This is a genomic window from Thermosynechococcus sp. OHK43, from assembly GCF_014466085.1.
In the GTDB taxonomy this organism is placed as follows: Bacteria; Cyanobacteriota; Cyanobacteriia; order Thermosynechococcales; family Thermosynechococcaceae; genus Thermosynechococcus.
Genome location: NZ_JACOMP010000019.1, coordinates 1 through 18,769 on the forward strand (window position 1 = coordinate 1; position 18,769 = coordinate 18,769).

The following is an 18,769-nucleotide window of genomic DNA, read 5'->3' on the forward strand; positions in this document are numbered from 1 at the left end:
CCCATGGCAGCAGCAAATAAACATAAATAAACATAAACAATGAGGAAATCTCAGGTTATCCTTATCCCGTCCGAAGGTTGATGTGCCACACAGAATCGAGAATTTTCCAAAGCTGTATCACTGAATACCCTTTGCTATGTAGGAATCGCATAGCATTGGGAGCGGTTAAACCATTGAGGCACAGAGGGAATGTTGCGACTGGATCAGTTGCAATCCTTTTTGGCTATTGCTGAAACAGGAAGCTTTCAGGCGGCAGCGCGACGGTGTGGAGTGACACAGCCAACAATTAGTCGGCAAATTCAGGCCTTAGAACAATGTTTTGGGATGCAACTCTTGCACCGCTCGAACCCAGTCAAATTGACAGTGGCAGGAGATCTCTTTTTGCACCGCGCTCAGCGCATTTGCCAAGAGTGGCGGGCAGCCAATGCTGAACTCAAAGCCATGCAAAATGGCCAGCAGCAGGAACTCTGCATTGCTGCTATTGACTCCATTTGCCGCTACTTTTTGCCCGGACTGTTACCAGCGTTTTGCCAAGCGTTTCCCAAAATGCAGTTGCGAGTAACAGCCCTGGGGAGCGATCGCGCCCTCAAGGTTCTCCAAGACGGACTAGTGGATTTAGCCATTGTCATGGGCGATCGCCACCTTTTAAAACAGTCTGAGTGGGTAGTTGAACTCCTCTACAGTGAGCCAGTGCAAGTGCTAATGGCTGCTGAACACCCCCTCGCGGTTAACGAAACCTTGCCATGGCAACTATTGGCCACTTTTCCCCATGTAGTGTTCAAAGACGGCTATGGCATGCGCCGCTTAGTGAACGAAGAATTTAGCCGTCGAGGCTTGTCTTGGCAACCTGCCCTAGAACTCAACACTCCTGAGGCTTTTATTGCAGTGATTCGCGAAAGTGAAATGGTGGCTTTGCTACCGCGCTCAGCTCTCCAGGAAGCTCTCGAGGATCCCACCCTAGTGATTCGTGATTTGGCGGCACCCCCACCGCCGCGGCAAGTGTTGGCCATTACCACCCGCGATCGCCTGACCTTACCCCCTGTTGCCCAATTGCTCAAATTGATCCGCGAGCAGGCTGCCCATGAGTCTTGTCTTTCGTGATTTGCTAAAAAAAGTTGGCAGTGGCGCCCATACCCATAAAGACCTAACCCGCACTGAGGCAGCCTTAGCTTTGCAACTGATGCTGGAGCAAGTGGCAACCCCTGCCCAAATTGGGGCGTTTCTCATTGCCCATCGGATTAAGCGACCCACCCCAGAAGAGATGGCGGGAATGCTCGACACATACAACAAGCTGGGTCCCAAGATTCCTGCCGTTGAGACCAGTAGCCCTGTCATGATCCTGAGTCAGCCCTATGATGGTCGCGATCGCACCTTTCCGCTCAGCCCCTTGACAGCACTGGTTCTGGCCGCCGCTGGAATACCAGTACTCCAACATGGGGGCGATCGCATGCCCACGAAGGAGGGAACTCCCCTGCTGACGCTATCGCAATGCCTAGGGGTGGACTGGTCGACACTTACCCTAGGGCAAGTTGCCCATTGCCTAGCGCAAACCAACTTAGGCTTTGTCTACCTGCCGCGACACTTTCCTGCTGCCCAAGGACTAGTCCCCTACCGTGAGCAAATTGGTAAACGCCCCCCGATTGCCACACTGGAATTAATCTGGAATCCCTACCAAGGTCAAAGCCACCTCGTGGCAGGGTTTGTCCATCCACCAACTGAAACAATCATGCGCGATGCCCTCCACCTCCACGGCATTCAGGAATTTACCACCGTCAAAGGCCTTGAAGGCAGTTGTGATTTGCCCCGTGAACGGACCGCAATTATTGGCCTTGCTCGTAAGGGCGATAACCCTTGGCAGCGCTTGCATCTGCATCCCCAAGACTACAGGATGGCCGGCAGGAATGTCCCATGGCCAAAGAACACAACAACCGCTGCCCAGATGATGGCTGCTGTTTTAGAGCCAGAGGAGCAGCCCCTGACCACCTCTGTCCTCTGGAATAGTGGCTTTTACCTGTGGCAGGGGGGCAAAGCCAATAGTCTGGATGAGGGAATAGCGCTAAGCAGTGAATTGCTCTGCAGTGGTGCTGTAGCTCAACAGTTGCATCGGTTGCAAACTACCTTGGAAAAATTCTAGGGATCCGCCAATTGACGATGCTTGAACTCCAACTCATCAGCGTCATCCTTGGGTCCTGACTTACTCCTGTGCTCCGATAGTTTCCTGAAACAGTCTGACTGCAACTTTGCCAAGACCTCAGACCAGACCAAATTCCTGTAACGCTGGCCAAAAATTGCGATTTTCATGACCCGGCTGGCTGAGTTTAAGGAGAGCAAAGCGTTGCAGAGGCGTCAAGGCCGCCCATTTTTCTACCGTCAGGCCATGGTGGGGTACCTTCGTCAGTTGTTGTTGAATTACCTCTGGCAGTTTAGTGGTGATATTCCAAGGGTAGGGCTGAGACATTTCTAAGTCACTGGGGGGACTGCCATGATTTTTGGTCACCCAATCTCGCAGTTGCTGGCGATAGTTTGCCTGATCTTCAGGGGTATCGCAGGGGGTCACCACTAGCCATTGTCGCTGCTTGTGGGAGAGTTGCAACCAGTGGAGCAACTTGAGCTTAACCCCACACATATCCAGTTTGTAGCGGACAATCATGGGTATACAGCGCAATGAAGATGCAAATTCAGCTTCAAAATCAAAGAAGTAAGACATCGATAACCACAGCTCTCCACAAAGAATTAGATTCTACGACTGCTCAAGGGCAATTCCATTTTCCTGCACCAGGGAGATATGGGGGCTCTGCTGCAATTTTACGGGCAACACCTGCACGGCACAGGCTTTGAGTTCTGGCTGCTGTGAGACTGGACAGGCAATTGGGTGAGTAAGTTGGTTGACCTCACCACTCTTGGCAAAGAGAAAGCCCCAGTGCATGGGCACAAAAAGCGTCCCCGGACGAATGGCTTCGGTTATGGTTACGGGTAGGCATACTTGACCGCGGCGCGATCGCACTTCTACCCAATCCCCCTCCTTGAGGTCTAAGGTGGCGGCATCTTCGGGGTGCATTTCCACAAAGGGATTGGGGTGCATTTTTTGAATTTTGGGGATGCGACCGGTGCGGGTTTGAGTGTGCCAGTGGCCATAAAGACGACCAGTGGTCAGGGTAAATCTATAGACTTTGTCGGTGGGTTCAGCTACGCCTTGACTGTGGGCAAGGCAAAAGACTGCCCGTTGATTGGCGGTGTGAAATCGCCGGTCTGTATAGAGGCGCTTGGGTTTGCGAGCTTCTTCATCGCTCATCCCCACAGGACAGGGCCACTGCAAGGGCCCTAAACGGGCGAGGCGCTCGTGGCTCAGACCCGATTGATCGCAGGGACGACCGGCAGTAAGTTGGACAAATTCAGCATAGACGTCAGCGGCAGTGGCAAAGGGAAAGAGACGTTCGTACCCCAAGCGGCGACCCACCTCAGCAAAAATTTCCCAGTCGGGTCGAGCAAGAGCGGGGGGCGAGCGAAAGGCGGGGGAAAGGGTAACGCGACGTTCGGAGTTGGTCATGACACCCGTTTTCTCGCTCCATTGAGCTGCAGGCAAAATCAGATGCGCATAGGCCGCCGTTTCAGTGGGAAAGTAGGCATCCTGATAGACAGTAAAGGGAGATTTGAGAAAGGCTGCCTTGGCGCGCTCTAAATGGGGAAAACTGACCGCAGGATTCGTGGCAGCAATCCACAATAAGCCAACCTCTCCTCGTTCTAAGCCTTCCACAATTTGCCATGCGGTGCGACCAGGGCGATCGCTAAGTTGCCCCCGCGGTAGTCCCCAAAAATCCTCCACCTCTTGGCGATGCTGGGGATTGGTGACTTGGCGATAGCCGGGCAACAAATGGCTCAAACCGCCGGCTTCGCGTCCCCCCATGGCGTTGGGTTGCCCTGTCAGTGAAAAGGGTCCGCTCCCCGGGCGACCCATTTGCCCCGTCAGCAGGTGCAGGTTAATCAGACAGCGAGCTTTAGCTGTTCCTTCAGCGGATTGGTTAATGCCCATTGACCAAAGGGAAAGCACCGCTTGGGCGTGACCCCAATAGCGAGCCGCCTGCTCTAGATCGCCTTGAGCAATGCCACAGCGTTCTGCCACCCAGTGCGGCGGGTAGGCCGCCAGGAGCTTCACATAGTCGGCAAAACCTTCGGTACACTCTTCAATGAACTGGGCATCTACGTGTCCCCATTCCAGCAGCAGATGACCAATGCCGTGGAGCAAATCAATATCTGTGCCTGGGCGGATGGCCAGGTGGAGATCCGCGACTTCCGCTGTGGGGGTCCGCCGTGGGTCGACCACAATCAGCTTGACGCCCGCATCTCGCTTGTGGTGATTGCGCAGGCGGTTAAAGACGATGGGGTGGCACTCAGCGGTATTGGTGCCAATGAGAAAGGCACAGTCGGTGGCCTCCAAATCGTCGTAGCAGCAGGGGGGACCATCTGCGCCGAAGCTGGCTGTGTAGGCTGAGACCGCCGAGGACATACACAGTCGGGAGTTAGCATCGAAGTTGTTGGTGCCGAGGCACCCCTTCAGGAGTTTTTGTGCCACGTAGTAGTCCTCGGTTTGAAATTGCCCCGAACCGTACATACAAATCGCATCGGCTCCTTGTTCACAGCGCACCCCCTGGAGGCGTTTCACAAGGCGAGTCAGGGCTTCATCCCAAGAAATCACCGTAAAGGGGTGATCGAGTCGCTCCCGCCAGAGGGGATAGGCCAAGCGATCGCGATCAAGGGCTTCCATAATAGTTGCCCCCTTCACACAGACCATGCCCTGGGACGAGGGATGCTGGCGATCGCCACGAATTTTGTAGGCTCCCTTGCCTTGGGGCACAGCCTCTAGGCCACAGCCTACACCACAGTAAGGACATAGCGAGGACACTGGGGTAAGCATACTTTACTTATTGCCCAAAGCGAGTATACAGAAAGTCAAGCACCTGGTTACGCAGATCGTAGTACTGCGGGTTTTCAAGAAGCCGCGATCGCCGGCGGGGGCGTGGAAAGGGAACCTCGACAATCTCACCGATGTGGGCAGCAGGGCCATTGGTCATCATCACCACCCGATCCGCAAGGTAGAGTGCCTCATCAATGTCGTGGGTAATCATAAGTACCGTCAGCCGGTGGCTGCGCCAAATTTTTAGGAGTTCATCCTGCAACTCTTCCTTCGTGATGGCATCGAGGGCACCAAAGGGCTCGTCTAGCAGCAGTACCTCCGGTTGAATCGCCAAGGCACGGGCAATCGCCACCCGTTGCTTCATCCCCCCCGACAGTTGAGCGGGGCGTTTGTGGGCCGCCGGCGTCAGACCCACCAGTTCCAAATATTCCTCGACAATTTGGCGACGGTGTTGGCGCGTCTTCTGGGGATAGACCGACTTCACCGCCAGTTCAACGTTTTCGTAGGCTGTCAACCAAGGCAGCAGCGCATAATTTTGAAACACCATCATGCGATCCGGCCCCGGACGGCGCACAGGCACCCCATTGAGGCTCACTTCTCCCTGGGTGGGGGTTGTAAAACCAGCAACTATGTTCAAGAGGGTGGTTTTGCCACAGCCAGAATGGCCAATAAAACAGACAAACTCACCACTGCGCACCTCAAGGTGAATATCCTCCAGCACCACATGGGTACCATTGGCACTAGGGTAAGACTTGCTCACCCCTTCAATGCGCAGGTGTTGGGTAGCAGTCAGCTTTGGATCAAGGCGATAGAGAGTTTCCATAGGTTCTCGGCGTCAAGGACAACAAAACTTAAACGGCAACAACCGCTTGGAGGTCAATCGTCTGAATATTGAGGGCACGGCGGAGGGTCGTCGCTTCAATGTAGCTGAGAGGGTCATTGGGATCAAAAAACAGACCATCAAAGAGGGCAAAGGGGCAACAATCCGGTTCATTATCTAGCATCCTTAGCGCTCGCGCTGCCGCCCCAAAGAGATCCACCCGCCAGACCTGTTCGACGATTTCCAGCCAGTTCTTCGGGAAGGGAGTGAGTTGCCAGCGAGCTAACTGGGTGATGATCCACAGGGCTTCCAAGCGCCCAGGAAAGGGGGAGCGATCTACATAGAACTGGTGAAACCGGGGTTGAAAGGCAGTAGCTATGCCCTCCCCCCGCTCCAGGGGCTGAACAAAACCCGCATAGGCATCCGCCGCTGTACAGCCCACATACTCTGGCCGACAAAGCAGTTGGGCAATTTCAGGGCGACGCTTGATTGTATCGCAATATTCACAGGCCTCTATCAATGCTTTGATCAGTGCTTGGTGTTGCTGTGGGTTGGCCTGCACCCAGTCGGGACGCAGACCCAAAACTTTTTCCGGGTGCCCCGGCCAAATATCCAAATCCGTAGCAACAATCACCCCAATCCCCTCGCGCACTGCATGGGAGTTCCAGGGCTGACCAACACAAAAGCCACTGATGTGACCGGCCTTGAGGTGATAAACCATTTGCGGCGGGGGCAGTACCAGCAATTCCACGTCTTGGTCAGGGTCAATGCCTGCGGCGGCAAGCCAGTACCGCAGCAGGAGGTTGTGCATTGAGGCGGCATGGACAACCCCGAAACAGGGGCGATCGCCGGTGCGCTGAATGTAGGCTCGCAAGTCCTCAGCGGTTTTTACTCCCTGTGCCCAGAGCTTGCGACTAAAGGTGATGGCATTGCCATTGCGACTCAGGACTAAAGAGGTCATCAGCGGTTGTGAAGGCTGACCGTTTAGCCCCAAGGTCATGGCTAAGGGCATTGCCGCCAACATTTGCCCCCCCGTCAAGCGACCCGTGATCACCCCCATCACCAAGTCTTGCCAGCTTTCTTCACGGTGCAGCGTCACATGGTCAAGGTTGTACTTGGCAAAAAAGCCCATTTCCTTGGCAACAATGAGGGGGGCGCTGTCCATGAGGGGAATAAAGCCAAGGGTCAGTTCTCCAGGGGTAGTTGGCCCAATGGCCGGTACCGCCAAGGAAGAACGGCGGCGTTTCTGCTGATTGAGAAAGGCAATCATCTCATTGCGCAGGCCATAATAGCTGGGATGATTCAAAACATCATGGCGATTGCGGGGGCGGGCAAAAGGAATTTTCAGAATTTGGCCGATGTGGGCTTCAGGGCCATTGGTGAGCAGCACCACCCGATCTGAGAGGAGCAATGCCTCATCCACATCATGGGTCACCATAATGCAAGTGGTTTCGCTGCTTTGGCACACCTGCATTAACTCATCCTGCAAGGAGCCTCGAGTCAAAGCATCGAGGGCACCAAAGGGCTCGTCTAGCAGCAGTACCTCCGGTTGAATCGCCAAGGCGCGGGCGATCGCCACCCGTTGCTTCATCCCCCCCGACAGTTGGGCGGGGAATTTCTCGCGAGCTTTACTAAGGTGCACCTGTTCTAGGGCCGCCTCTACCCGCTGTCGTTGCTCTGCCTTGCTCAAATGCCCCAGCACCGCCGCCACTGCCAGGGCCACATTTTGGTACACGGTTTTCCAAGGCAGCAGGGAATAGTTTTGAAACACCACCATGCGATCTGGACCGGGTTCCGTCACCTGCCGCCCGGCCATCACCACACCACCACTGGTGGCCCGCTGAAACCCAGCAATAATGTTTAGAAGTGTCGATTTGCCACAACCAGAGTGCCCCACCAAGGAGATAAATTCCCCTTTTTGGACCTCCAGTTGGATATTTTTAAGGGCAATGTAGCGATCGCCCCCGGGCAGTTCAAAGACCTGATCCACATGGTCAATTTCAAGAAACGGTAAAGACTTGGCCATAGGGTTAAAAACCTAATGCTTGACAGTAGGAGAAAAGGGGAGAGGATGAGTTAGATGAGGAGGCTAGGAATGCGGCTCTTCACCGTGGCTAAGCAGGCGGCCCACAAAGGCCACTGAGCGATCCAGCACCAAGCCGACAATGCCGACATAAATCACAGCAACGATAATTTCACTAACCAGAGAACTGTTCCAGGCATCCCAAATAAAGAAGCCAATACCGACACCGCCAATGAGCATCTCCGCTGCCACAATGGCCAACCAGGATAGCCCGATGCCAATCCGCAGCCCCGTAAACACATAGGGTACCGTTGCGGGCACCAGAATATTTAGGAAATATTCCTTGCGAGACAGCCGCAAGACCCGCGCTACATTTTTGTAATCCTTGGGAACTTGCTGCACACCGACAATTGTGTTGATAATAATTGGCCAAATGGCGGTAATGAAAATCACAAAAATTGCTGCCGGTTCATTGTCCCGTAAAGCCGCCAAGGAGATGGGCAACCACGCCAGGGGCGGCACCGGACGCAACACCTGCAAAATGGGATCCACAGCATCGTAGAGCACCCGGCTAGAGCCAATCAACATTCCCAGACCCACACCCGTGATTGCCGCCAAGGAAAAGCCAATCGCCACTCGCCGCAGACTCGAGAGAATTTGCCACCCCAACCCTACATCCGTGCCGCTACCTTTGTAGAAGGGATCAACAATGAGCTCCCAAGTTTCGGCAATGACGTTGAGGGGGCTGGGTAAGCGCAGTAGCCCCGTCATACAGACAAACTGCCAAATGACTAGAAAACACAGCACCCCCAAACTGCCCAGCACTACCTTGCGCAATACTGGCGATCGTTGCAGTTTTTTAACCCAGCGCCGTTGCCCAGATTGACCTAAACCTAGAGAACGAATTGCCATTGTCGTCTACCCTGCTGCTGTAGATCTAAACTTTCTTCAGACTCAAACTACTCAAATAGGCTTGGGGATTTTGGGGGTCAAAGGCGACCCCATCAAAAAAGGTTTCTACTCCGCGGGAAGTGGTGGTCGGAATTTCCGCTGCCGGTACCCCGATGGCCTTAGCGGCCTCCCGCCATAGGTCCTCCCGGTTCACCTGCTGAATTAGGGCTTTGGTATCCGTCTGCGCCGGTAAATAGCCCCAGCGTATATCCTCCGTCAAGAACCACAACTCATGACTTTGGTAGGGATAGGAAGCATTGTCCCGCCAGTATTTTTGCATCAGGTTCTTATCCTCTAGGGTGCGACCATTGCCAAAATCAAACTTGCCGAGGGAGCGATCCAAAATGTCTTCCACGGGCACCTTAAACCACTCCCGCTTCGAGAGAATTTGTGCCATTTCCGGTTTGTTTGCATCCTGATCACACCACCGCTGGGCTTCCATAACCGCCATGAGCAGGGCTTTGGTAGCCTTTGGATGTTTATCGACCCAATCCGCGCGCAATGCCAAGGATTTTTCAGGGTGGTCTTTCCACAACTCCCCGGTGGTAACGGCCCCCCAACCCACCTTCTGATTGACGGTTTGCAAGGGCCACGGCTCACCGACACAAAAGGCCTCCATCGTCCCTGTTTTGAGATTGGCTACCATTTGCGGTGGGGGGACCACAATTACAGACACGTCTTTTTCAGGATCAATGCCACCGGCAGCCAACCAGTAGCGCATCCACAGGTCGTGAGTGCCCCCCGGAAAGGTTACCGCAACTTTGATGTTCTCCTCTTGGTTGCGGGTGCGGCGTTCAGCTCGGGCTTTAGCAAAGGCTTCTTTGAGGGGACTGCTATCGGTGCTAACATCGAGCCCTTTGTAAGTATTGGCCAAGAGAATCCCCTGACCATTGGTGTTTAACCGTGCCAGAATGTACATGGGTACTTTTTTGCCACCGGTAATGGTTCCAGCCGTCATCAGGTAGGGCATCGGTGTGAGGATATGGGCACCGTCAATGCCACCCCCGCCAGAACCCAAGACCAAGTTGTCGCGGGTCACGCCCCAGGAGGCCTGCTTAATTACCTCCACATCGGGCATCCCGTACTTGGCAAAAAAGCCCTTTTCCTTGGCAATAATTAGAGGAGCCGCGTCCGTGAGGGCAATAAAGCCAAGTTTTGCACCCGTCACCTCTGGGGTTTCTGCTACGGTGGTGGGTTGGGCAACGTCACCACTTTGCTGGCTGTTGCTACAGGCGTGGGAAATTAATGTTGCAGCTGCTGTGGCGGCAGTGGTTATCAGAAAGCGACGCCGCGAAAAATTTGCCATCGATTTACAACTCCTTCAGTTCTTAGGGAATCAATAGAGTCAATGCAGTCAATAGCGGAGAATGCAGACAGTGTTAGGAAACCATCATGGCCACCGCCAGGGTGGGTACGGGAGGCACTTCCAACCCCCTTGGTTTTGCCCCAAATTGCTCAATTAGCAGTTGCCGCAGTACTTCAGGCAGTTCATCACAAGGAATCCCTTTTTTGATACAGGTGCCCAGCTTGGCATCCTTACCAACCTTGCCGCCCATGTACAAATCCACGGCATCCACAGTTTCGCCATTGCGGCGGGTTTTCGTGCCCATGAGGCCAATGTCGGCCACTTGGGGTTGACCACAGGAGTTGGGACAGCCGGTCCAATGAATACGCACTGGTTGGGCAAGTACCAGTTGTTGATCTAACCAGCGGGCAAGGGCAAGGGCACGATTTTTGGTTTCAATGAGGGCGAAGTTGCAGAATTGTGCGCCAGTACAGGAAACAAGGGCTCGCTCTAGGGAGGGGGGTTCCGGCCGAAACTTGCCAAGGAGGGGTTCCCGCAGCAAGCTCGGCAAAACGGCATCAGTCACATGGGGAATGATCACGTTTTGCTCCACCGTGAGGCGCACTTCTGACTGACCATACACTTGGGCAATCCGGGCTAGTTCGCAGAAGTCAGGGGCATAGAGCCGCCCCACGGGAACGTGCAATCCCACATAGTTTAAGCGCCGCTGCTTTTGGCGATGGACCCCCAAATGATCCTGCTTGTCCCAGGCGATTTCATCCTTGGGGGCGGCACTTAGAAGTGCAAAGGGAAGCTTGGCGGCAACGGCGGCCCGGAATTTTTCCATGCCCCACTCGTCAATGAGCCATCTGAGCCGCGCCTTTTGGCGATTTCCCCGCAGGCCATGGTCACGAAAAATTTCCAGGATGGCACGGCAGAGGTACACCACAGCCTCATCGGGAGGCACCCATGCATCCAGGGGTACAGCAGCCGTGCACCGGCGGGCAGAGAGGAGACCCCCCACCAAGACGTTGAAGCCCAAACGCCCTTGCCGATAGGCAGGTACAAAGGCAATGTCGTTAATCTCGGCGTGGACGGAGTTATCCCGACCGCCCTCAATGGCAATGTTAAATTTGCGCGGCAAGTTGCTAAATTCAGGGTTTCCCTGACCATTGTTGGTAATCATGGCCTGCAACTTCATCAGTAGGGGGCGGGTGTCAATGAGTTCGGCCGCATCAATGCCCGCCACAGGGGAGCCAGTTAGATTGCGCACATTGTCCATCCCCGACTGAACTGAGGTGAGGCCACAGGCGCGGAGTTGCTCGAGGACTTGCGGGATGTCCTCAATGGGTAGGCCGCGAATCTGAATATTTTGGCGGGTGGTAATGTCACCGCTGCCGTTCTCGCCGTAGCGATCCACAATTTCGCCGAGGGTTCGCAGTTGCTGACTGGTGAGAATACCGTTGGGCACCCGCAGCCGCATCATGAACTTGCCAGGGGTGACGGGACGAAAGAAAATCCCTAACCACTTGAGACGGACATCGCGATCGGCTTCAGGAATGTTTTCCCAACCGATGGCTGCAAACTTTTCTAACTCCTGTTTAACCGCCAAGCCATCTTTTTCTTTTTTAATGGCTTCGATTTTGTTGCTCACGATTGTTGCCCTTGTCTTTAATAGGTTCTTTGAAAGCTAACTTTAGCCACATCAATCGTGAATATTTGTAAATATTGCTACACTTGTTTTTTCAATATGCATTTTTCGTATCATCAAGATACTCAGGGTGTATCTAGCGCTAAATTCAGGGCGGGGGCTAAATCTGCTCAAAAACTAAAACAGTCAAAATCAATGTATGACAAGACTAGATTGGTTGAATTGGTTGAGGTAGCCCGTTTTTAGAAACAGGCTATTGCTGATCATAAATTGACAATCATTCAAGAAAAAAATAAAAAGCTGCATCCTTATAGATTCAGCGAGGATGCAGCAGAAAATGCTTTATTACGGATTATTACGGATCGGCCGGTGTGTCTAAGTGCCAGAGGTCCAAGAGTTCATGTACTCCACCTGTTCAGGGGTGAGGGTGTCAATGGCAATGCCCATGGCTTGGAGTTTTAAACGGGCAATTTCCTGATCCACTACTGCGGGAATGGGGTGGATGCCGGCAGCCAGGTGACCTTTGTTTTTAACGAGATATTCACAGCCAAGGGCTTGGTTGGCAAAGCTCATATCCATGACACTGGCGGGGTGGCCTTCGGCAGCCGCAAGGTTAATCAGGCGGCCTTCACCCAAAACAATGATGGATTTGCCACTAGGGAGAATGTATTCCTCGGTGAAGTTGCGGACGACACGGACTTCCTTGGCAAGCGTTTTCAGGGTGGCGAGGTCAATTTCGATGTCAAAGTGACCGGAATTAGCAACCATTGCTCCATCTTTCATGACGGCAAAGTGCTCTGCCCGAATGACATGTTTATTCCCCGTCACGGTGATGAAAATATCCCCCAGGGGTGCAGCTTCGAGCATGGGCATGACGCGGAAGCCATCCATAACCGCTTCAATGGCGCGCACGGGATCGATTTCGGTGACAATCACATTGGCACCCATGCCCCGTGCCCGCAGAGCTGTCCCTTTACCGCACCAGCCATAGCCAGCTACGACAACGGTTTTGCCGGCAAGGAGAATGTTTGTTGCCCGAATAATGCCATCTAGGGTGGATTGACCCGTGCCGTAGCGGTTATCAAAGAAGTGTTTGGTGTCAGCATCGTTGACGTTAATGGCAGGGAAAGTCAGGACGCCATCGCGGAACATGGCCTTGAGGCGGACAATCCCGGTGGTGGTTTCTTCGGTGGTGCCAATAATCTCGCTGAGCTGGTGCTGGCGCTCCTTGACGAGGGTGGCAACCACATCACAGCCGTCATCAATGATGATGTTGGGGCGGTGATCAAGGGCAATGTTGACGTGGCGCCTGTAGGTGGCGGTGTCTTCCCCTTTCTGGGCAAAGACCGGGATGCCGTAGTTCACTACCAAGCTAGCGGCCACATCGTCTTGGGTGGAGAGGGGATTACTGGCAATGAGCACTGCATCGGCTCCTCCGGCCTTGAGGGCGATCGCCAGATTAGCGGTTTCTGTGGTCACATGGCAGCAGGCGGCCAAGCGAATACCTGCAAAGGGCTTTTCTTTCTCAAAGCGATCGCGAATTTGGCGCAGTACTGGCATTTCCCGACTGGCCCATTCAATCCGTTGCTGCCCTAAAGGGGCAAGGCTCAAGTCTTTGACATCGTGACGAACAGGGGCTTCAGATTTTATGGGAGAAGACACCATACTGCGGTTCCTGAAAAAGGCTACGGCTCCCCATTATACGCAAGAATTGCCTAGGGGGAATTCTTCCGCAAGGCCCAACTGGTAACCGTACCACCGGGAACAATGGGCAAATTCACGGTGGCAATTTCCAAAAGATACCCTTTGCGATTGCGAAACTGAAAGGTGCAGATATCCACCCCCACCCGTTGGCAGGCCATCAGTTCGCTATAGCCCTGACTGAGCAGATAGGCCACAGTTGGTGTTGTCATTGTTGGATTCGCCATTGCTGGATTGACCACGGGTTGCCAACCACGCTCAATGAGACGTTGACGGACATCGGCATAACTCATGCCTTGGCGTAAACGCGGTACCCGCTGGGCAAGGGCACTCGGCGCAAAGCCCACCCCTGCTGCCAGTAAAGCAAGGGCAATGATGCGTTTGAGCAATACCATAGCAATTGGTGATAACAATTGGTGGTTAGATGCCAACTGTTATACGCTGCAACGGTCAGGTTCATATAGGGTTGAGGATGGACTTAAGCCCCCACGGCTTCTTTGGCGGCGTAGAGGACGTCCACAGTAATCTCGCTAATCCCCCGTTCGCGAGCAAATTTTTCAGTGTTGCGCTTTACCTTGCCGCGCACAAAGCCCGGAATCTTGTTCAATTCCGCTAGCCCATCCGCTGTCCATGTCAAATCCGAGTCGGCGGAGAGTCCTTTGTGGATCACTTCCTTGGTATCATGGCCACCAAAAATCTCTAGCAGGTGGTCTTCCATGCCCAAAGTGAAGGAGTTGTAGATTAAGTCTACCAGTTGATTGGTGCCCTCGTAGCCCAAGAAGGGCCGATAGCCCACGGGAAAGTCTTGGATGTGGATGGGGGCAGCAATGACACCACAGGGAATGTTGAGGCGTTTGCCCACATGGCGTTCCATTTGCGTGCCAAAGATAGCAGCAGGTTCAACGCGGGCGATCGCGTCCCCAACCACTGTGTGGTCATCGGTAATCAGTACCTCGTCACAAAAGCCCGCCACCTCTGCCCGGAACCAATCGGCGTCGTATTTACAGTAGGTGCCTGCCCAAACAACGTGGATACCCATTTCCCGACTGAGAATTTTTGTCATCGCTGCTGCATGGGTATTGTCCCCAAAAACAACCGCCTTTTTACCAGTGAGGTTTTGGCAATCAATGGAGCGGGAGAACCAAGCGGCTTGGGACACCTCCTGTGTTTGCTGCTGGATAAAGGCTTCATAGTTCACATTTGCCCCCTGAGCATTGAGCACCCTTTGAATGGCACGGATACAACGGGCGGTTTCTACCACACCCATTGGCGTAATGCGGACGCTCGGCTGGCCAAATTCCCTTTCTAGGTATTGGGCGGTGAGGCCACCAATTTCCCGATAGGGGACAAGGTTAAACCACGCTTGGGGGAGTCGCGCCAGATCCTGGACGCTGGCCGCCGCAGGAATCACCAAATTCACCTGAATGCCAAGCTCGGCCATCAGTTGCTTTAGTTCGCGGCAATCGTGCTGGTTGTGGAAGCCGAGGGTGGTGATGCCGATGATGTTGACGCTAGGGGTGGGGGTTTTGCTTGTCACTAAGGTGCTTTGGCGGCGGGCTTTGTCAATATAAAACTGAACGATTTGCTCAAGGGTGCGATCGGCGGCCTGCAATTCGTTGACGCGATAGTGATTGACATCTGCTAAGAGAACATCGGCAGTCGTGCTGAGGCTGGCGCGCTGGACAAAGTTTTGCAAGTCTTCTTGCAGAATGCTGGAGGTACAAGTGGGGGTGAGCACAATTAAATCAGGGTGCTCTTCAGTGTCTTTGCGGGTGATATTGTCCACGACTTTTTCTTGGGAGCCGCGTGCTAAGACATGGCGGTCCACAATACTGGCGGTGACAGGTGTAAAGTCGCGCTCTCGTTCGAGCATTGATCGCATGACGTTGAAGTAGTCATCCCCAAGGGGCGCGTGCATAATGCTGTGAACATTTTTGAAGGAACTGGCAATCCGCAGAGTACCAATGTGGGCAGGCCCTGCATACATCCAGTAGGCAAGTTTCATCGCGTCAACTCCTGGGGCAAAGGTGTTTTGATGTCCGATCGCGATCGTAGCGAGGCTCTTTCCCTAGCTCACCAACACGTTGCAAAACTTGAAGGAAGTGGGAAAGCCGCTTAACATACCAACATCTTTCCTCTCTCCCGTAAAATTGATAAATACTGCAATTCCAACTTAGTTTGCCCCTTTTAAGGACACCCACGCATGGTTGCTTGCGAATTTAGCCCCGGTCTTGACGGTATTCCCGTTGCTCAATCGGCCATTAGCTATGTGGATGGCCAAGCAGGCATTCTTGAGTATCGCGGTGTCCCGATTCAGGAACTAGCGGAGAAAAGCACGTTTTTGGAAACCGCCTTTCTCTTGATTTGGGGCTACTGGCCGAACAAGGAGGAGTTGGCGGCCTTTGAGCACGATATTACCTACCACCGCCGCGTTAAATATCGCATTCGCGACATGATGAAATGCTTTCCCGAAAGTGGCCACCCCATGGATGCGCTGCAGGCCTCGGCGGGAGCCTTGGGATTGTTCTATTCACGGCGGGCACTCGACGATCCAGAGTACATTCGGGCAGCGGTGATTCGCCTTCTGGCAAAAATTCCAACGATGGTGGCGGCCTTTCAACTGATCCGCAAGGGAAATGATCCAGTCATGCCCTGTGATGAACTGGACTATGCGGCCAATTTTCTCTATATGCTGAATGAGCGGCGGCCGGATCCCTTTGCAGCGCGGGTATTTGATATTTGCTTGATTCTCCACGCGGAGCACACGATGAATGCCTCTACCTTCTCGGCGCGGGTGACGGCCTCGACGTTGACAGACCCTTACGCCGTGGTTGCTTCAGCGGTGGGTACGCTGGCAGGGCCACTCCACGGGGGCGCCAATGAAGATGTGATCAATATGCTCGAAGAAATCGGCAGTGTCGAGAATGTTCGTCCCTATGTGGAAAAGTGTATCCAAAATAAGATCAAAATTGCTGGGTTTGGCCACCGTGTGTATAAGGTCAAAGATCCCCGCGCCACGATTTTGCAAAAGTTGGCGGAGCAGTTGTTTGATAAGTTCGGCGGCGATCGCTACTACGACATTGCCCTGAAACTGGAGGAAGTGGTGGGCGAATACCTCAGCTACAAGGGAATTTATCCCAATGTAGACTTTTACTCTGGTCTTGTCTATCGGCGGTTGGGAATTCCCAGTGATTTGTTTACGCCGGTGTTTGCGATCGCCCGCGTCGCCGGTTGGCTAGCCCACTGGAAGGAACAACTGGAGGCCAACCGTATCTATCGCCCCACCCAAGTCTATACGGGTGCCCACAATCGGCCCTATGTGCCCATGGAGGAACGCAATCATCGCCCCTAACTCTTAACTCTTGATCTGCAATTCCTGACTAAGCTGCTTTATAGTGACGGTACCCCTGTGGAGTTTCTGATGGCAAAGGCAAAATCAAATCAACGGCAAGCATCAAAAGCGTCGCAAGCCACTCAATCAACCCCGATGCAGCAGGCAGCAACCGCTGCCCCTGAACCCACCCCTGTAGATGCCGCTAGTCTCACCTACGAGGCGGTGATTGGCCTAGAGATTCACTGCCAACTAAGTACCCAAACAAAAATTTTCTCCTCTAGCTCGACCCAGTTTGGAGCACCCCCAAATACCAACATTGATCCAGTGTGTTTGGGTTTGCCGGGGACGCTCCCTGTGTTGAATGAAAAGGTTCTCGAGTATGCCGTAAAGGCAGGTTTAGCCCTCAATTGTCAGATTGCCCCCTACAGCAAGTTCGATCGCAAGCAGTATTTTTATCCCGACTTGCCGAAGAACTATCAAATCTCGCAGTACGATCTGCCCATTGCCCAGCATGGCTATCTGGAGATTGAACTGGTGGACGACAAGGGGACGGCCCGCCGTAAAAAAATTGGCATTACTCGCCTGCACATGGAGGAAGATGCCGGCAAGTTGGTGCATGCGGGGAGCGATCGCCTGTCTGGCTCCACTTACTCCCTAGTGGACTTGAATCGAGCAGGGGTGCCCCTTGTGGAGATTGTCTCCGAGCCAGATCTGCGCACCGGTCAAGAGGCGGCAGAATATGCCCAAGAACTGCGGCGCATTCTTCGTTACTTGGGGGTTTGTGATGGCAATATGCAGGAGGGCTCGCTGCGCTGTGATGTCAATATCTCCGTGCGGCCAGTGGGCAGCAAGACCTTTGGCACAAAGGTGGAGATTAAAAACATGAACTCCTTTAGTGCCATCCAACGTGCCATTGACTATGAAATTGAGCGACAAGTGGCTGCCCTCAAAGCGGGGGAACCCATCGTTCAAGAAACCCGGCTCTGGGATGAGGCCACGCAAGAAACGCGAACCATGCGGGTCAAGGAAGGCTCCAGTGACTATCGCTACTTTCCTGAACCCGATCTCGGACCTATTGAGGTCAGTGCTGAGCAACTGGCGGCATGGCGCGCTGAGCTGCCCGAACTCCCTGCCCAAAAACGCCACCGCTATGAATCTGAGTGGGGATTACCGCCGCAGGATGCCCGCGTTCTCACCGATGAGCGAGCCGTTGCTGAATACTTTGAGGCGACCGTTGTCGCAGGGGCACCCCCAAAATTAGCGGCCAACTGGATCATGGGGGATATTACCGCCTATCTCAAGGAACAAAAACTGGCGATCGAGGCACTACCCCTGCAACCGGCGGCATTGGCGGAGTTGATCCAACTCATTGAGGCGGGCACCATTAGTGGCAAAATTGCCAAGGAGATCTTGCCCGAATTACTTTCCCAAGGGGGTTCTCCAAAAGCCCTTGTGGAGCGCAAAGGCCTCAGCCAAATTTCTGATGTTGCCACCCTAGAGGCAATGATTGATGAGGTACTGGCAGCACATCCCAATGAACTGGAGCAATACCGCGCTGGCAAGACCAAACTTCAAGGCTTCTTTGTTGGCCAACTGATGAAAAAAAGTGGCGGGCGTGCCGATCCGAAGCTAGCAAATCAACTCTTGGCTAAAAAGCTCAACCCTGGCAGCTAGGGCGCGGCGCAGTGTCGGCAACAGGTGAGCAATCAACTGTTCGGGATAAACCCCTAGGGAGGTCGCCTGTTGTTCCGCTGCAAGGGCTGCTTGGGCATGCCACCAAACACCCCCATAGGTTGCTCTAAGCGCCTCCTGCTGTGCCAAAAGGCCGCCAATGAGTCCAGTGAGCACATCGCCACTGCCGCCCCGGGCAAGGGCAGGAGTACTGTGGGGGTTGATCCAGAGGTCACCGCTCGAAGAGGCAATGGCCGTCCGTGCCCCCTTGAGAAGCACAATGGCGTTGCTACGACTAGCGGCTGCAATCACTTGATCAAGGCGATCGCCCCCGGCGCTGACAAGGTCAGGAAAGAGCCGTCGAAATTCACCATAATGGGGGGTCAAGATTGTGCCCCTGGGCAGCGGCCATGGGGAGAGG

Annotated in this window: 15 protein-coding genes; 4 read left to right on the forward strand and 11 right to left on the reverse strand. The window is 53.9% G+C overall.

Features of this window, described 5'->3' with window-relative positions; genetic code table 11:
- Positions 1–189: 189 nt before the first annotated feature.
- A complete protein-coding gene (locus H8Q75_RS00885) occupies positions 190–1,101 on the forward strand; it encodes a LysR family transcriptional regulator (RefSeq protein ID WP_365970469.1) in 912 nt (303 codons plus the stop codon).
- On the forward strand, positions 1,082–2,134 hold the full coding sequence (locus tag H8Q75_RS00890; protein ID WP_297039651.1) for an anthranilate phosphoribosyltransferase family protein: 1,053 nt from the start codon (positions 1,082–1,084) through the stop codon (positions 2,132–2,134). The genes H8Q75_RS00885 and H8Q75_RS00890 overlap by 20 nt, the downstream gene beginning before the upstream one ends.
- A 117-nt stretch (positions 2,135–2,251) precedes the next feature.
- Here H8Q75_RS00890 and H8Q75_RS00895 read toward each other — a convergent pair whose 3' ends face one another.
- The 10 genes from H8Q75_RS00895 to bchB all read right to left on the reverse strand — a co-directional run bounded on the left by H8Q75_RS00895 (position 2,252) and on the right by bchB (position 15,348).
- Positions 2,252–2,707, reverse strand: coding sequence for a nitrate reductase associated protein (locus H8Q75_RS00895; RefSeq protein WP_297039654.1), 456 nt, complete (start codon positions 2,705–2,707; stop codon positions 2,252–2,254).
- A gap of 33 nt (positions 2,708–2,740) precedes the next feature.
- A complete protein-coding gene (locus tag H8Q75_RS00900) occupies positions 2,741–4,912 on the reverse strand; it encodes a nitrate reductase (protein WP_024124222.1) in 2,172 nt (723 codons plus the stop codon).
- A 7-nt stretch (positions 4,913–4,919) separates the two neighbouring features.
- Positions 4,920–5,735: a nitrate ABC transporter ATP-binding protein gene (locus H8Q75_RS00905; RefSeq protein ID WP_297039659.1), complete on the reverse strand. Its 816-nt coding sequence runs from the start codon at positions 5,733–5,735 to the stop codon at positions 4,920–4,922.
- 28 nt (positions 5,736–5,763) lie between these two features.
- Entirely contained in the window at positions 5,764–7,758 is a 1,995-nt protein-coding gene (locus H8Q75_RS00910; RefSeq protein WP_024124220.1) for a nitrate ABC transporter ATP-binding protein, read from the reverse strand.
- Between the two features lie 63 nt (positions 7,759–7,821).
- A complete protein-coding gene (ntrB, locus tag H8Q75_RS00915; RefSeq protein WP_024124219.1) occupies positions 7,822–8,667 on the reverse strand; it encodes a nitrate ABC transporter permease in 846 nt (281 codons plus the stop codon).
- A 25-nt stretch (positions 8,668–8,692) separates the two neighbouring features.
- Positions 8,693–10,012 (reverse strand): CmpA/NrtA family ABC transporter substrate-binding protein, encoded by a 1,320-nt coding sequence (locus H8Q75_RS00920; protein WP_024124218.1) that lies wholly within the window; start codon positions 10,010–10,012, stop codon positions 8,693–8,695.
- A gap of 73 nt (positions 10,013–10,085) precedes the next feature.
- Positions 10,086–11,645, reverse strand: coding sequence for a ferredoxin--nitrite reductase (locus tag H8Q75_RS00925; RefSeq protein ID WP_024124217.1), 1,560 nt, complete (start codon positions 11,643–11,645; stop codon positions 10,086–10,088).
- Between the two features lie 372 nt (positions 11,646–12,017).
- The gene (gene ahcY, locus H8Q75_RS00930; RefSeq protein WP_041429433.1) at positions 12,018–13,292 is read right to left on the reverse strand and encodes an adenosylhomocysteinase; all 1,275 of its coding nucleotides are present in this window, start codon (positions 13,290–13,292) and stop codon (positions 12,018–12,020) included.
- Between the two features lie 65 nt (positions 13,293–13,357).
- Positions 13,358–13,738 (reverse strand): hypothetical protein, encoded by a 381-nt coding sequence (locus H8Q75_RS00935; protein ID WP_024124215.1) that lies wholly within the window; start codon positions 13,736–13,738, stop codon positions 13,358–13,360.
- Between the two features lie 83 nt (positions 13,739–13,821).
- Positions 13,822–15,348 (reverse strand): ferredoxin:protochlorophyllide reductase (ATP-dependent) subunit B, encoded by a 1,527-nt coding sequence (gene bchB, locus H8Q75_RS00940; RefSeq protein ID WP_024124214.1) that lies wholly within the window; start codon positions 15,346–15,348, stop codon positions 13,822–13,824.
- 198 nt (positions 15,349–15,546) lie between these two features.
- Here bchB and H8Q75_RS00945 point away from each other — a divergent pair, with 198 nt between their 5' ends.
- Complete coding sequence (locus tag H8Q75_RS00945; protein WP_024124213.1) at positions 15,547–16,695, forward strand: citrate synthase; 1,149 nt, start codon at positions 15,547–15,549, stop codon at positions 16,693–16,695.
- Between the two features lie 135 nt (positions 16,696–16,830).
- A complete protein-coding gene (gene gatB / locus H8Q75_RS00950; protein ID WP_041429431.1) occupies positions 16,831–18,351 on the forward strand; it encodes an Asp-tRNA(Asn)/Glu-tRNA(Gln) amidotransferase subunit GatB in 1,521 nt (506 codons plus the stop codon).
- Here the strand turns inward: gatB and H8Q75_RS00955 are convergent.
- On the reverse strand, positions 18,307–18,769 hold a 463-nt coding region (locus H8Q75_RS00955), incomplete at its 5' end, for an NAD(P)H-hydrate dehydratase (protein WP_297039671.1). The genes gatB and H8Q75_RS00955 overlap by 45 nt on opposite strands.

What these genes read in the sequence shown, in the direction of transcription:
- ntrB (WP_024124219.1), bottom strand. Translation starts at nt 8,667, where the DNA reads ATGGCAATTCGTTCTCTAGGTTTAGGTCAATCTGGGCAACGGCGCTGG.
- H8Q75_RS00945 (WP_024124213.1), top strand. Translation starts at nt 15,547, where the DNA reads ATGGTTGCTTGCGAATTTAGCCCCGGTCTTGACGGTATTCCCGTTGCT.
- H8Q75_RS00895 (WP_297039654.1), bottom strand. Translation starts at nt 2,707, where the DNA reads ATGTCTTACTTCTTTGATTTTGAAGCTGAATTTGCATCTTCATTGCGC.
- H8Q75_RS00905 (WP_297039659.1), bottom strand. Translation starts at nt 5,735, where the DNA reads ATGGAAACTCTCTATCGCCTTGATCCAAAGCTGACTGCTACCCAACAC.
- H8Q75_RS00935 (WP_024124215.1), bottom strand. Translation starts at nt 13,738, where the DNA reads ATGGTATTGCTCAAACGCATCATTGCCCTTGCTTTACTGGCAGCAGGG.
- H8Q75_RS00920 (WP_024124218.1), bottom strand. Translation starts at nt 10,012, where the DNA reads ATGGCAAATTTTTCGCGGCGTCGCTTTCTGATAACCACTGCCGCCACA.
- bchB (WP_024124214.1), bottom strand. Translation starts at nt 15,348, where the DNA reads ATGAAACTTGCCTACTGGATGTATGCAGGGCCTGCCCACATTGGTACT.
- H8Q75_RS00885 (WP_365970469.1), top strand. Translation starts at nt 190, where the DNA reads ATGTTGCGACTGGATCAGTTGCAATCCTTTTTGGCTATTGCTGAAACA.
- H8Q75_RS00900 (WP_024124222.1), bottom strand. Translation starts at nt 4,912, where the DNA reads ATGCTTACCCCAGTGTCCTCGCTATGTCCTTACTGTGGTGTAGGCTGT.
- H8Q75_RS00890 (WP_297039651.1), top strand. Translation starts at nt 1,082, where the DNA reads ATGAGTCTTGTCTTTCGTGATTTGCTAAAAAAAGTTGGCAGTGGCGCC.
- gatB (WP_041429431.1), top strand. Translation starts at nt 16,831, where the DNA reads ATGCAGCAGGCAGCAACCGCTGCCCCTGAACCCACCCCTGTAGATGCC.
- H8Q75_RS00910 (WP_024124220.1), bottom strand. Translation starts at nt 7,758, where the DNA reads ATGGCCAAGTCTTTACCGTTTCTTGAAATTGACCATGTGGATCAGGTC.